Here is a 13,728-nt window from a genome sequence, read left to right on the forward strand (position 1 = left end):
CGAGGTCGGGCCGGGCCTCGGCCAACCGGTGCGACGCCGAGGACGGGACGAACCCGTCGTCGTCGCTGTGCAGTAGCAGGATCGGCACCGACAGCTCGTCCGCCCGCGCGACCATGTCGAGTTCCCGCAGGTCGACGGGCCGGTGCAGGCCGGTCGCCCGGTGCAGGACCGGCGTCCGGAGCAGCCGCTGCGCGACCTTGCGCACCGGCCGGGGCAGGCGCATGAGCTGGCTCTGCGACTTGAGGACGGCGTGCCAGTCGACGACGGGCGACTCGAGCACCACTCCGTCGACCAGGTGGGCGAAGCGGGAGCGGACGAGGGTCTGCAGGACCACGGCGCCACCCATCGACCAGCCCATCAGGACGACGCTCGACGCGCCCCGGCCGGCGAGCCAGCGCAGGACGGCGTCGATGTCCTCCCATTCGGTGCTGCCGAGGCCGTAGCGGCCGTCGACGCTGCGCGGAGCGACGCCGTCGTTCCGCCAGCTCGCCAGCACCACGGAGTACCCCGCCGCCCGGAAGACCGGGACCGCGCGGATCGTCTCGGCGCGGGTCACGCCGCGGCCGTGCACGAGGACGGCCCACGGGGCGTCCGGGTCGTCGGCGCGGATCACCCAGGCCGGAGCCGGACCGTTCGGGGTGGGGACGTCGACGTCCTCGACGGGGACGTCGAGCTCGCCGGGGGTCAGGTAGAACCAGCCACCCCAGCGACCGCGGCGTGCAGCGGTCGGGTCCCCGGCGTCGATCGCGATGATCCGCCGGGTGACGGTGGTGTCGGTCGTCCCGAGGACCTCGCCGATGCGCATGTGGCCGGTGCCGCCGCCGAACCAGAGGCTGTAGCGGCCCTGCAGTTCGGTGTCGGCGGTGCGCTCGACGGTGACGGTCATCCGGACCGGGTCGACCGCGTGGATCGGCACCCGTTCGGTGCGCTTCCGGTCCGGTGTGACGACCGCCCGTGCCACCGCAGCGACGAAGCCACCGATGACGGCGGTGCCGACCGCGGCTGCCGCGACCCCCGCCCCGAGGGCGATCAACCCGGCCGATCGTGCGGTCCCCTGGACGACGTCCTCGGCGGGTCGCGCGGATCGGGACATGGTCCGGAGCCTAGTCTGCATTCGTGTCCGAAACCCGAGAGCCCGACGCCTTCGCGCGGCTCCGTGCGTTCGTGGCGTCGGGCGGCACCCGCGCCGAGACGACGATCACCGAGATCCCCTCGCCGTCACGGATCGCCCCGTTCTCGATCGCCCTCGCGGCGGACGTGTCCGGCGCCGTTCACGGCATCGACTCCGACCTGGGGACGGGGCGCTTCATCGCGCTGCACGACCCCGACGAACCGGAGGGATGGGGCGGCGCCTACCGCATCGTGACCTTCGCGCAGGCGCCGCTGGAACCGGAGATCGGCGTCGACGAGTTCGTCGCCGACGTGACGTGGAGCTGGCTCGTGGACGCCCTCGCCGCGCACGGCGCAGAGTACGACCGCGCGTCCGGCACGGCGACCAAGATCATCTCCCGCGGCTACGGCGACCTCTCCGCGCAGGGCGACGGCGCACAGCTCGAGCTGCGTGCGTCGTGGACCCCGCGGGGGGACGACCTCACCGCACACGTCGAGGCGTGGGAGGAGATCGTGGCGATGCTCGCCGGTCTGCCGCCCGCGTCGGACGGCGTGACCCTGTTGGCCCCGAGGAGGACCGCACGTGACTGACCCCGCCGCCCCGGCAGCGTCCCCGTTCGAGGCCGGCCACGACGCCGTCCACGTGATCGAGTCGCGTTCGGAGTACCTCGACGCGGTCGCGGCGATCGCCGCCGGGCACGGCCCCGTCGCGGTCGACGCCGAGCGGGCCAGCGGCTACCGCTACTCGCAGCGCGCCTACCTCATCCAGGTGTTCCGCCGCGGTGCCGGCGCCTTCCTGTTCGACCCGATCCCGATCGGCGACTTCTCCGAGCTGCAAGATGCGATCGTCGACGAGGAGTGGCTGTTCCACGCCGCCTCGCAGGACCTGCCGTGCCTGCAGGAGGTCGGCCTGGTTCCGACGCGCATCTTCGACACCGAGCTCGGTGCCCGCATCGCCGGGTTCCCGCGCGTCGGACTCGGCGCGGTCGTCGAACAGCTGCTCGGCATCACGCTCGCGAAGGCGCACTCCGCCGCCGACTGGTCGACCCGTCCGCTGCCGCAGTCGTGGCTCGTGTACGCGTCCCTCGACGTCGAGCTGCTCCCGGACCTCCGTGACGCCCTCGCCGAGCAGCTCGAGGTCGCCGGCAAGACCCGCATCGCGGCGGAGGAGTTCGCCGCCGTCCTGCAGCGCGCCCCGAAGCCCCCGCGTGCCGAGCCCTGGCGCCGCCTGTCCGGCATGCACGCCCTCCGCGGCGCCCGTGCCCTCGCCATCGCCCGGTCGCTGTGGCTCGCCCGCGACGCGTTCGCCCGCGAGGCCGACATCGCGCCCGGCCGGACGATCCCCGACTCCGCGATCGTCGCCGCCGCGGCCGCGAACCCCGAGTCGAAGGGCGAACTCAGCGGCGTGAAGGCCTTCACCGGCCGCGCCAGCCGCTCCGAGCTCGACCGGTGGTGGGCCGCCGTCGAGGAGGGCCGGACCACCGAGGACCTGCCGAAGCTCCGCGGCACCGGCGAGGCCACGCTGCCGCCGCCCCGCGCCTGGGCCGACCGGAACCCCGCCGCCGACCGCCGGTACAAGGCCGCCCGTGCCGCCGTCGTCGCCCGCGCCGAGGAGCTCGACCTGCCCGTCGAGAACCTCCTCACGCCGGACACACTCCGCACCGTCTCGTGGGAGCCGCCGACGCCGATCGCGACCGAGACCGTCGGTGCCGTGCTCGCCGCGCACGACGCCCGGCCGTGGCAGGTCGAGGAGACCGCGTCGATCATCGCGCACGCCTTTGTCGCTGCTGCACAGGAGCCTGCTGCCGAGAGCAACACGGAGTCGTAGGAACGCCCCAACCGGCATGCGTCCGCCCAGCCTCGGGGCATAGCGTCGTCCTGCATGCCGGGTGTGACCCGGCCGGTCGGGGCGGAACGTGCCCCGGCGTGATCGATGAGGATCTGGAGGCCCAGATTGCCAAAGGCAGCAGAAGTCGTCTTCGTGGACGGCGTTCGGACACCGTTCGGACGAGCCGGGGAGAAGGGGGTGTTCTGGAAGACCCGTGCCGACGACCTGGCGGTGCACGCCATGCGCGGGCTCCTCGACCGGAACGCCTCGCTGGACGGCGCCGCCGTCGACGACGTCGCCGTCGCGGCGACCACGCAGCAGGGCGACCAGGGGCTCACGCTCGGCCGGACCGTGGGGATGCTCGCGGGCCTCCCGAAGACCGTCCCCGGGTACGCGATCGACCGGATGTGCGCGGGCGCCATGACGAGCGTCACCACGCTCGCCGGAGCCATCGCGTTCGGTGCGGCCGACGTCGCCATCGCCGGCGGGGTCGAGCACATGGGCCGCCACCCGATGGGGTTCGGCGCCGACGTGAACCCGCGGTTCGTCGCGGAGCGCATGGTCGCGAGCGACGCACTCGTGATGGGTTCGACCGCCGAGCGGCTGCACGACCGCTTCCCCGCGATCACGAAGGACCGCACGGACGCCTACGCCGTCCAGTCCCAGCAGCGCTACGCCGCCGCGTGGGCCGCGGGCAAGCTGCAGCCGGACCTGGTGCCGGTGGAGGTCAACAACGGGGAGGGCTGGGACATCGTGTCCAGCGACGAGCCGCCGCGACCCGGCACCACGCTCGAGGCCCTGGCCGCCCTGAAGACGCCGTTCCGGCCGCACGGTCGGGTCACCGCCGGCAACGCCGCGGGCCTGAACGACGGCGCCACCATGAGCCTGCTCGCGTCGTCCGACGCCGCGAAGGAACACGGCCTGCCGACCAAGATGCGCATGGTCTCGTTCGCGTTCGCGGGCGTCGACCCCGAGGTGATGGGCATCGGCCCCGTCCCCGCCACCGACAAGGCGCTCGCCAAGGCCGGACTGTCGATCGACGACATCGGCCTCTTCGAGATCAACGAGGCGTTCGCCGTCCAGGTGCTCGCCTTCCTCGACAACTACGGCATCGCGCAGGACTCCCCGAACGTGAACGGCTGGGGCGGCGCCATCGCCGTCGGCCACCCGCTCGCCTCGAGCGGGGTCCGCCTGATGACCCAGCTCGCCGCACAGTTCGCCGAGCGTCCCGACGTCCGGTACGGCATCACCACGATGTGCATCGGCCTCGGCCAGGGCGGCACCGTCATCTGGGAGAACCCGTCGTTCAGCCGCTCCGCCGCACGAAAGGCCTCGTGATCGTGACCACCACCGACAACGACCGGCTCCTCGCGCTCAGCGAGGACGAGGTCGTCACCCACTCCTACGTCAAGCACGTCGCGCTCCCCTCGGGCGGCACGCTCGCGCTCATCACGCTCGACAACGGCAAGGACTACAAGCGTCCCTCGACGCTGGGGCCGCGCACGCTGTACGAACTGTCCGGGGTGCTCGACACCCTCCGGACCGAGGCGTCCGCCGGCACGATCCAGGCCGTCGCGATCACCGGCAAGGAGTACTGCTTCGCGGCCGGTGCCGACCTGTCGCAGGCGGCTTCGGTGCCGTCGCGCGAGGTCGCGCACGACCTCGCCGCCCTCGGCCACGCCACCCTCCGGAAGCTCTCCGACCTCGGCGTCCCCTCGTTCGCGCTCATCAACGGCATCGCGCTCGGCGGTGGGCTCGAGATCGGCCTGCACTGCACCTACCGCGTGTTCTCGTCGGCGGCGCAGGGCATCGGTCTGCCCGAGGTGTTCCTCGGCATCATCCCTGGCTGGGGCGGCGCGACGCTGCTCCCCCGCCTGATCGGCCCCGAGAAGGCGCTCCGCGTCATCGTCGAGAACCCGCTCAAGAACAACCGCCTGCTGGACGGGCCGGCCGCGGTCGAGCTCGGCATCGGTGACGCGCTCATCCCGTCGGTGACCTTCCTGCCCTCCGCCGTGACGTGGGTCGACGGCGTGGTCTCGGGCCGGACGAAGGTCGTCCGGAAGAACGAGCCCGGCATCATCGAGAAGGCCGCGTGGGGCACGGTCGTCAAGGTCGCCCGGGGCCAGGTCGCGTCGAAGATCGGCACCGTCCCGAAGTCGCCGTTCCGGGCGCTCGACCTCGTCGCCGCCGCTCGCGGTGGATCACTGGACGAGCGGTTCGCCGACGAGGACGACGCCCTCGCCGACCTCATCTCCGGCGACCAGTTCGCCGCGTCGATGTACGCGTTCGACCTCGTGCAGAAGCGTGCGAAGCGTCCCGTCGGCGCCCCCGAGGGCGTCGAGGCGAAGAAGATCACGAAGGTCGGCGTCCTCGGCGCCGGGCTGATGGCGTCCCAGTTCGCCCTGCTCTTCGCCCGCCGGCTCGGTGTGCCCGTCGTCATCACCGACGTCGACCAGAGCCGCGTGGACGCGGGTGTGTCGCGGATCTCCGGTGAGGTCGACAAGCTGCTCGACAAGGGCCGCGTCTCCCCCGATGACGCGAACCGCATCAAGGCACTCGTGACCGGGTCGGTGTCCTACGACGCCTTCGCCGACGCCGACTGGGTGATCGAGGCCGTCTTCGAGGAGATGTCCGTCAAGCAGGAGGTCTTCCGGAAGATCGAGCAGGTCATCGCTCCGGACGCCATCCTCGCCACGAACACCTCGTCGCTGTCGGTGTCCGAGATGGGGTCCGTCCTGTCCGACCCGTCACGCCTGGTCGGGTTCCACTTCTTCAACCCCGTGGCGGTGATGCCGCTGCTCGAGGTCGTCCGGACCGCCCAGACCTCGGACGAGACCCTCGCCACGGCGCTGGCGGTGGCGAAGACCCTGAAGAAGACCGCGATCATCACGGCCGACCAGCCGGGCTTCGTCGTGAACCGGGTGCTCGCCCGGGTGCTCGGCGAGGCGATGCGCGGCGTCGAGGAGGGCACCTCGTTCGACGTCGTCGCGGCCGGTGCTGCTCCGTTGGGTCTGCCGATGTCCCCGTTCGAGCTCCTCGAGCTGGTCGGCCTTCCGGTCGGCGCCCACGTGCTCGACTCGCACCACGCCGCGTGGCCGGAGCGCTTCTACCCCGGCGACGGCCTGAAGAGGATCGCCGAGTACGGGCACATCCTGACCCGCGACAAGAAGGGCAACGCGACCGGGTACGACCCCGCCGCCGTGAAGCTCGTCGCGCCGTCGCGGCGTGGTGCGCAGCCAGTCGACGCTGCCGAGATGCAGCGGCGCTTCGAGGACGCCCTCGCCGACGAGCTGCACCGCATGCTCGAGGACGACGTGGTGCAGCACGTGGAGGAGATCGACCTCGGCCTCATCCTCGGCGCGGGCTACCCGTTCCAGGCCGGAGGGATCAGCCCGTACCTCGACCGTTCCGGCGCCTCGGAGCGTGTCTTCGGCGGGGCGTTCCACGAGCCGCTGATCGTCGGCCCCGCCTCCCGCTAGCGCCCTTCGAACCACGGAACCGACGTCGAACCGACCGCTGCGGCCGGTTCGATGTCGGTTTCGTGGTTCGTCGGCGAGCCGCCGATGCCGCCGGCGCCGAGGTCGCAGCCGTCCCCCCGGCCCGACGACGCGATCGCACCCCTCCGCGAACGTCGCGCCCCCGCACTCCGGGGCGCGATGTCCGCACCAGGGTGCGATCCGGGGTGCGGGGGCGCGACCGAACGCCGCAGGCGCCCCGCTCAGCCGTCGACGGACGACCGCGACCGCGCCGGCTTCGCCTGCGGCAGCTTCGTGCCCACCACCTGGTCGATCACATCGCGCGCGATCGCCTGCGCGGTGAGCCCCGCGTCGGCGAGGATCTGCGAGCGGGAGGCGTGGTCGATGAAGGCGTCCGGCAGCCCGAGCTCGTTCACCCCGGTGTCGACCCCGGCGGCCCGGAGGTCCTGCCGCAGCCGCGTGCCGACCCCGCCGACCCGAACGCCGTCCTCGATGGTGATGACGAGCCGGTGGTCGCGGGACAGGTCGATGAGCGACGCAGGGATCGGCACCACCCAGCGCGGGTCGACGACGGTGACCCCGATCCCCTGCGCCTCGAGCAGTGTTGCTGCCTCGAGTGCGACGGGCACCATCGAGCCGACCGCCACCAGCAGGACGTCCTCCTCAGCGCCGGACTCGGGCGCGTGCAGCACGTCGACGCCGTCGGGCAGCCGCCGCAGCGCCGGGATGTCCGGCCCGACCTGACCCTTCGACCATCGCAGGACGGTCGGGGCATCGTCGACGGAGACGGCCTCGCGGAACTCCTCGCGGAGCGTGGGGGCGTCACGGGGCGCGGCGATGCGGATGCCCGGGACCACCTGCAGCAGCGCGAGGTCCCACATGCCGTGGTGCGACGGGCCGTCGGGGCCGGTGATGCCCGCGCGGTCGAGGACGAACGTCACGCCGGCCTTGTGCAGGGCGACGTCCATGAGCACCTGGTCGAACGCCCGATTGAGGAACGTCGCATAGAGCGCCACCACGGGGTGCAGTCCTCCGAACGCGAGCCCCGCGGCGGTGGTCACGGCGTGCTGCTCCGCGATGCCGACGTCGATCACCCGCGACGGGTGGCGCTCCTGGAACAGGTGCAGCCCCGTCGGCCGGAGCATCGCCGCGGTGATGGCCACGATCTTCTCGTCCGACGCGCCGACGTCGGCGAGGGTCGACGCGAACACCGACGTCCACGACGGACCGGACGAGACGTCGAGCGACTCGCCGGTCTCGGGGTCGATGTGCCCGACGGCGTGGAACTGGTCCGCCTGGTCGCGGAGCGCCGGCTCGAAGCCGTGGCCCTTCTCCGTGATGGCGTGCACGATCGTCGGGGCGCCGTACTCCTTGGCCTGCCGGAGCGCGGCTTCCATCGCCCGCTGGTCGTGCCCGTTGACCGGGCCGATGTACTTGATGTCGAGGTTCGAGTAGAGCGCCTCGTTGTTCGTGAACCGCGACAGGAAGCCGTGCAGGCCGCCCCGCATCCCGCGGTAGATCGCCCGTCCCGGAGCGCCGAACCGGCTCGCCACCGCCCGCGAGGTCTCGTACAGCGCGCGGTACTCCCGTCGCGTCCGCACCGAGCTGAGGAACCGCGCCATCCCGCCGATCGTCGGCGCGTACGAGCGGCCGTTGTCGTTCACCACGATCACGAGTCGGCGGTCGTTGCCGTCCGAGATGTTGTTGAGGGCCTCCCACGTCATCCCACCCGTGAGCGCGCCGTCGCCCACCACGGCGACGACCGTGCGGTCCGTCTGCCCGGTCTGCACGAACGCACGCGAGATGCCGTCCGCCCACGACAGCGAGGACGACGCGTGCGAGGACTCGACGATGTCGTGCTCGGACTCGCTCCGCTGCGGGTAGCCCGCCAGCCCTCCGCGCTCGCGCAGCCGCGAGAAGTCCTGCCGCCCGGTCACGAGCTTGTGCACGTACGACTGGTGCCCCGTGTCGAACACGAACGCGTCGTGCGGCGAGTCGAACACGCGGTGCATCGCGAGGGTCAGCTCGACCACGCCGAGGTTCGGGCCTAGGTGCCCACCGGTCTTCGCCACCTCGGCGACGAGGAAGCGCCGGATCTCCGCGGCGAGGTCGGTCATCTGTGCGTCCGACAGACGCTTCAGGTCGCGCGGCGACGTGATGCTGGGGAGCAGACTCACGGGCGCTCCTTTCGTGGGGCTGGTCCCCCACCATATCCGCGTGATCGGCAGACGGACTGGAGGCCCGTGGCGGTGTCGCCACGGGCCTCCAGTCCGTCGTGTGGTCGCGTCAGCGACCCGTGCTCACCGCGGTCAGACGAGCGAACGCAGCACGTACTGCAGGATGCCGCCGTTGCGGTAGTAGTCCGCCTCACCGGGGGTGTCGATGCGGACGACGGCGTCGAACTCGATCGGCTGCTTGCCCGCGGGCGAGTGCTCGCTCGGCGTCGCGGTGACGTGCACCGTCTTCGGGGTCCGGCCCTCGTTCAGCTCGGTCAGCCCCGAGATCGAGACGACCTCGGTGCCGTCGAGCCCGAGGGACTCGACCGACTCACCGGCGGGGAACTGCAGCGGGACGACACCCATGCCGATCAGGTTCGAGCGGTGGATGCGCTCGAAGCTCTCGGTGATGACGGCCTTCACGCCGAGCAGGTTCGTGCCCTTGGCCGCCCAGTCACGCGACGAGCCGGAGCCGTACTCCTTGCCGCCGAAGATGACGAGCGGGATGCCCTGCTCCTGGTAGTGCTGCGAGGCGTCGTAGATGAACGACTGCGCACCGTCCGGCGTCGTGAAGTCACGGGTGTAGCCGCCCTCCACGCCGTCGAGCAGCTGGTTGCGGAGCCGGATGTTCGCGAACGTGCCGCGGATCATGACCTCGTGGTTGCCGCGACGCGAGCCGTAGGAGTTGAAGTCCTTGCGGTCGACGCCGTGCTCGGCGAGGTACTGGCCCGCGGGGCTGTCTGCCTTGATCGAACCGGCGGGCGAGATGTGGTCGGTGGTGACCGAGTCGCCGAGCTTCGCGAGCACCCGGGCGCCGGAGATGTCCGACACCGCGTCGGGCTGCATCGTCATGCCCTCGAAGTACGGGGGCTTCCGGACGTAGGTCGACTCGGTGTCCCACTCGAAGGTGTCGCCCGTCGGGGTCGGCAGGTTCTTCCAGCGGTCGTCACCCTCGAACACGGAGCCGTACTCGTGGGTGAACATCTCGGTGTCGATCGACGCGTCGATGACCTGCTGGACCTCGACCGCGTCAGGCCAGATGTCCTGCAGGAAGACGTCGTTGCCGTCCTGATCGGTGCCGAGGGCGTCCTTGTCGAAGTCGAAGTGCATCGACCCGGCGAGGGCGTACGCGATGACCAGCGGCGGGGACGCCAGGTAGTTCATCTTCACGTCGGGGTTGATGCGCCCCTCGAAGTTGCGGTTGCCGGAGAGCACCGCGGTCACGGCGAGGTCGTTGTCCTGCACGGCCTGCGAGATCTCCTCGGGCAGCGGGCCCGAGTTGCCGATGCAGGTGGTGCAGCCGTAGCCGACCGTGTAGAAGCCGAGGTCCTCGAGGTAGGTGGTGAGACCGGCCTTCTCGTAGTAGTCGGTGACGACCTTCGACCCCGGCGCGAGCGTGGTCTTGACCCACGGCTTCGCCTTGAGGCCCTTCTGCGCGGCGTTCCGGGCGAGGATGCCGGCGGCCATCATGACCGAGGGGTTCGACGTGTTCGTGCACGAGGTGATCGCGGCGATCGCGACCGCGCCGTGGTCGATCGTGAACGGGTCGGCCCCGTCCATGTTCACCTTCGTCGGGGCGGAGGCGGTCGACGGTGCGCTCGACACGTACACGTGCTCGTGCAGCGACGTGTCCTCGTTGGTCGAACCGGCGGCGATCGGGTCGGAGGCGGGGAACGTCTCCTCCACAGCGTCGTCGAGGTCGGTCTGCTCGGACGGCGTCGTGTAGTTGTTCAGGTCCAGCTCGAACTGGGTCTTCGCGTTCGAGAGCTCGATGCGGTCCTGCGGACGCTTCGGCCCGGAGATCGACGGGACGACCGTGGAGAGGTCGAGCTCCATGTACTCGGAGTAGTTCGGCTCGACCGACGGGTCGTGCCAGAGCCCCTGGGCCTTGGCGTACGCCTCGACCAGGGCGATCTGGGCGTCGTCGCGACCGGTCAGGCGCAGGTAGTCGAGCGTGACGTCGTCGACCGGGAACATCGCCGCGGTCGAGCCGAACTCGGGCGACATGTTGCCGATGGTGGCGCGGTTCGCGAGCGGGACCTCGCCGACGCCCTCGCCGTAGAACTCGACGAACTTGCCGACGACGCCGTGCTTGCGGAGCTCCTGCGTGATGGTGAGCACCACGTCGGTCGCGGTGACGCCGGCCGGGATCGACCCGGAGAGCTTGAATCCGACGACCTTCGGGATGAGCATCGACACGGGCTGGCCGAGCATCGCCGCCTCGGCTTCGATGCCGCCGACGCCCCAGCCGAGCACGCCGAGGCCGTTGACCATCGTGGTGTGCGAGTCGGTGCCGACGAGGGTGTCCGGGTAGGCGTAGGTCTCGCCGTCGAAGTCACGCGTGTAGGTGACCTTCGCCAGGTACTCGATGTTGACCTGGTGCACGATGCCGGTGCCCGGTGGGACGACCTTGAAGTCCTCGAACGCGGTCTGACCCCAACGGAGGAACTGGTAGCGCTCCCCGTTCCGCTCGTACTCGAGGTCGGTGTTGCGCTGCAGGGCGTCCGTGCTGCCGAACAGGTCGGCGATGACGGAGTGGTCGATGACCATCTCGGCCGGCGACAGCGGGTTGATCTTGTTCGGGTCGCCACCGATCTCGGCCATCGCCTCGCGCATGGTGGCGAGGTCGACGATGCACGGCACGCCGGTGAAGTCCTGCATGACGACGCGCGCCGGGGAGAACTGGATCTCGGTGTCCGGCTCGGCTTCGGGACGCCAGGAGCCGAGCGCGCGGATCTGCTCCTCGGTGACGTTCTTGCCGTCCTCGGTTCGGAGGAGGTTCTCGAGCAGCACCTTCAGGCTGTACGGGAGCTTCTCGTGCCCCGGCACCGTGTCGATCCGGTGGATCGCGTAGTCGACACCCCCAACCGAGAGTGTGTCCTTCGAGCCGAAGCTGTTGACTGCAGCCACTGTGCCGCCTCCCTACTGATCGGTGTGCCCCCATCCTGGTCGGACGCGGAGCGCCCCACCAGCAAGGCAAACCTAATCCCCGGGACCGGTGACGGCCCGAGGAGAATTGTCTCGATGTCGAGACAACTCTACACCGCGGCGGTGTCGCCCTGACGTCGGAACACGGTGCGGACGAGCAGCCACGTCACCCAGAGCACCGCCGCGTAGAGCGGGACGCCGGTGATGAGCTTGATGCCGGCGAGGAGTTCGACCTGCGCCGTCAGGTAGAGCGGGATCTCGATGACGAGCCGGATCGCGAAAAGCCCGACCCACAACCACGTGGCGACGGTGAGCACGCGACGCTTCGCCGGGTCGGCGCGCCAGTCCTGGTGGCTGCCGTCCTCGTTCGGCGGGAGCAGGAACCCGACGATCAGGCCGATCAGCGGACGCCGGATCGCCAGCGTCACCAGCAGCCCGACGAGCCACACGATGTTGATCACGATGCCGGGGATGAAGTTGCTCTCGGCCCGCCCGGTGATGAGCGCGAGGCCGGCCGAGATCGCCACGCCGAGGATCCCGGCGAGGGACATCACGAGCGACTGCCGCTGCAGGAGCCGGAGCACCACGAACACGGCGCCGATCACGACGGGGATGAGCACGCTCGGTGCGAGTTCCTTCGTGATCGCGTAGACCACCAGGAACGCCAGGCCGGGCAGGACCGACTCGGCCAGGCCGCGCACGCCGCCGATCGCCGCGACGAGCGCGTGCCCGGACGGGGCCTCACCGGGGGCGACCTTGCCCAGTCCGGTGTTGGCGACCGCCGCGCGCATCTGCTCGGAGAACGACGGCAGCGCGTCGTCGCCGACCGCAGCCGGCCCGTCGGGCCGGGGAGCAGCCGGTCCCGGGGCCGCACCGTCGGGTCGAGGAGCCGCCGCGTCGGGACGGGTGGTGTCGTCGTGGTCCGGCACCGTGCCTCCAGGCAGGTCGTGGGTCAGATGGCCGACTGCGTCGACTTCGGCATGTGCAGCGGGATGAGGTCGCGCGGCGGCATCGGCGTGGTCCCGCGGACCACCACGACGCTGCGGAACAGGTCCTCGATCTCGTCGGCCTCGTCGGGCTGCTCGGCGGCCTTGCCGGCGATCACGCCGCGCAGGAACCAGCGCGGGCCGTCGACGCCGATGAACCGGGCCGGACGGGCGCCGTCCGTCATGCCGGTGCCGTCGGTGACGACCGGCACCTGCGCGCGGAGCTCGGGGCCGAACGGACCGTCGACCTCGGTCACGACACCGCCCTGGCGCTCGATCTGCTCGGCGATCTGCGCGCGGATCTCGTGCCAGAGACCGGTGGAACGCGGGGCCGCGAACGGCTGGACCTGCAGGGTGGACTCGTCGTAGTCGAGCCCGACGGCGACGACGCGCTGCGAGCCCTCCTCGACCTCGAGCCGGAGGTGCAGCCCCTCGCGCGGCAGGACCTTCACGCCACCGAGGTCGACGTACGGGCGGACCAGGTTCGCCTCGGTCTCGTCGTGCGGGCCGTTGTCGGCGCGGTCCTCGGGGGCGGACTTGTCCGTCGGAGCGACGGCGTCCACCTCGTCGAGGTCGGCGTCGGCATCGGTCGCGATGTCCACCTCGGGGGTCGTCTCGGCGACCTCGACCTCGTCGATGACGGCGTCCGCCACCTCGACCTCGTCACGCTTGCGTCGGCCGAACTTCATGCGCGCGTTCCTTCCTGAGCATTGTCGGCGGTGCCGCTGGGGACACCGCTCCGGTCACCGTAGCCCGACGAGCCGAACCCGCCCTGGCCGCGGACGCTGTCCGGGAGCTCGTCGACGCGCGTGAACGACACGCGCGGGACCGGCATCACGATCATCTGGGCGATGCGGTCGCCGACGTGCACCTCGTGCGCCTCGGTCTGGTCGGTGTTGAGCAGTGCGACCTTGATCTCGCCGCGGTACCCCGCGTCGACGGTGCCGGGCGAGTTCACGATGGTGATGCCGTGCTTCGCTGCGAGTCCGCTGCGCGGGACGACGAAGGCAGCGTGGCCCTCGGGGAGCGCGATGCGGAGGCCGGTGCCCACCAGGCGCCGCTCGCCGGGACGGAGCACGAACGCCTCGGTGGAGACGAGGTCGGCTCCGGCGTCACCGGGATGGGCGTAGCCGGGAGCGTTCTCCCCGGTCCAGAGCACGTCGACTGGTTCGGTCACGTGTCGA

At 71.2% G+C, this 13,728-nt stretch carries 10 protein-coding genes; 4 read left to right on the forward strand and 6 right to left on the reverse strand.

What is annotated here, in order from left to right; all coding sequences use genetic code 11:
• A partial coding sequence (locus BIU96_RS06895) for an alpha/beta fold hydrolase (protein ID WP_071291880.1) occupies positions 1-1,093 on the reverse strand: 1,093 nt, incomplete at its 3' end.
• A 71-nt stretch (positions 1,094-1,164) separates the two neighbouring features.
• On the opposite strand from BIU96_RS06895, the gene BIU96_RS06900 reads away from it, so the two are divergent.
• The 4 genes from BIU96_RS06900 to BIU96_RS06915 all read left to right on the forward strand — a co-directional run bounded on the left by BIU96_RS06900 (position 1,165) and on the right by BIU96_RS06915 (position 6,417).
• Positions 1,165-1,701, forward strand: a complete 537-nt coding sequence (locus BIU96_RS06900; RefSeq protein ID WP_254786022.1) for a DUF3000 domain-containing protein — start codon at positions 1,165-1,167, stop codon at positions 1,699-1,701.
• Positions 1,694-2,938, forward strand: a complete 1,245-nt coding sequence (locus tag BIU96_RS06905) for an HRDC domain-containing protein (protein WP_071291882.1) — start codon at positions 1,694-1,696, stop codon at positions 2,936-2,938. Before BIU96_RS06900 ends, BIU96_RS06905 begins: the two co-directional genes overlap by 8 nt.
• A 105-nt stretch (positions 2,939-3,043) precedes the next feature.
• On the forward strand, positions 3,044-4,276 hold the full coding sequence (locus tag BIU96_RS06910) for a thiolase family protein (protein WP_071291883.1): 1,233 nt from the start codon (positions 3,044-3,046) through the stop codon (positions 4,274-4,276).
• Complete coding sequence (locus BIU96_RS06915) at positions 4,273-6,417, forward strand: 3-hydroxyacyl-CoA dehydrogenase NAD-binding domain-containing protein (RefSeq protein ID WP_083402714.1); 2,145 nt, start codon at positions 4,273-4,275, stop codon at positions 6,415-6,417. Before BIU96_RS06910 ends, BIU96_RS06915 begins: the two co-directional genes overlap by 4 nt.
• A 239-nt stretch (positions 6,418-6,656) precedes the next feature.
• On the opposite strand, the gene dxs is transcribed toward BIU96_RS06915, so the two are convergent.
• The 5 genes from dxs to dut form a co-directional block, all read right to left on the reverse strand.
• Positions 6,657-8,591, reverse strand: a complete 1,935-nt coding sequence (dxs, locus tag BIU96_RS06920) for a 1-deoxy-D-xylulose-5-phosphate synthase (RefSeq protein WP_071291884.1) — start codon at positions 8,589-8,591, stop codon at positions 6,657-6,659.
• A gap of 132 nt (positions 8,592-8,723) precedes the next feature.
• The gene (gene acnA, locus BIU96_RS06925) at positions 8,724-11,540 is read right to left on the reverse strand and encodes an aconitate hydratase AcnA (RefSeq protein ID WP_071291885.1); all 2,817 of its coding nucleotides are present in this window, start codon (positions 11,538-11,540) and stop codon (positions 8,724-8,726) included.
• Positions 11,541-11,668: 128 nt separating this feature from the next.
• Positions 11,669-12,487, reverse strand: coding sequence for a DUF3159 domain-containing protein (locus BIU96_RS06930; protein WP_071291886.1), 819 nt, complete (start codon positions 12,485-12,487; stop codon positions 11,669-11,671).
• 23 nt (positions 12,488-12,510) lie between these two features.
• The gene (locus tag BIU96_RS06935; protein ID WP_254786015.1) at positions 12,511-13,233 is read right to left on the reverse strand and encodes a DUF3710 domain-containing protein; all 723 of its coding nucleotides are present in this window, start codon (positions 13,231-13,233) and stop codon (positions 12,511-12,513) included.
• Positions 13,230-13,721, reverse strand: a complete 492-nt coding sequence (gene dut, locus BIU96_RS06940; RefSeq protein WP_083402715.1) for a dUTP diphosphatase — start codon at positions 13,719-13,721, stop codon at positions 13,230-13,232. Before dut ends, BIU96_RS06935 begins: the two co-directional genes overlap by 4 nt.
• Positions 13,722-13,728: the final 7 nt, after the last annotated feature.

The organism is Curtobacterium sp. MCBA15_008 (genome assembly GCF_001865065.1).
Classification (GTDB): domain Bacteria; phylum Actinomycetota; class Actinomycetes; order Actinomycetales; family Microbacteriaceae; genus Curtobacterium.

Bases quoted from the DNA above. Each gene is read 5' to 3' on its own strand.
- BIU96_RS06910 (WP_071291883.1), top strand. From the start codon at position 3,044: ATGAGGATCTGGAGGCCCAGATTGCCAAAGGCAGCAGAAGTCGTCTTC.
- BIU96_RS06935 (WP_254786015.1), bottom strand. From the start codon at position 13,233: ATGAAGTTCGGCCGACGCAAGCGTGACGAGGTCGAGGTGGCGGACGCC.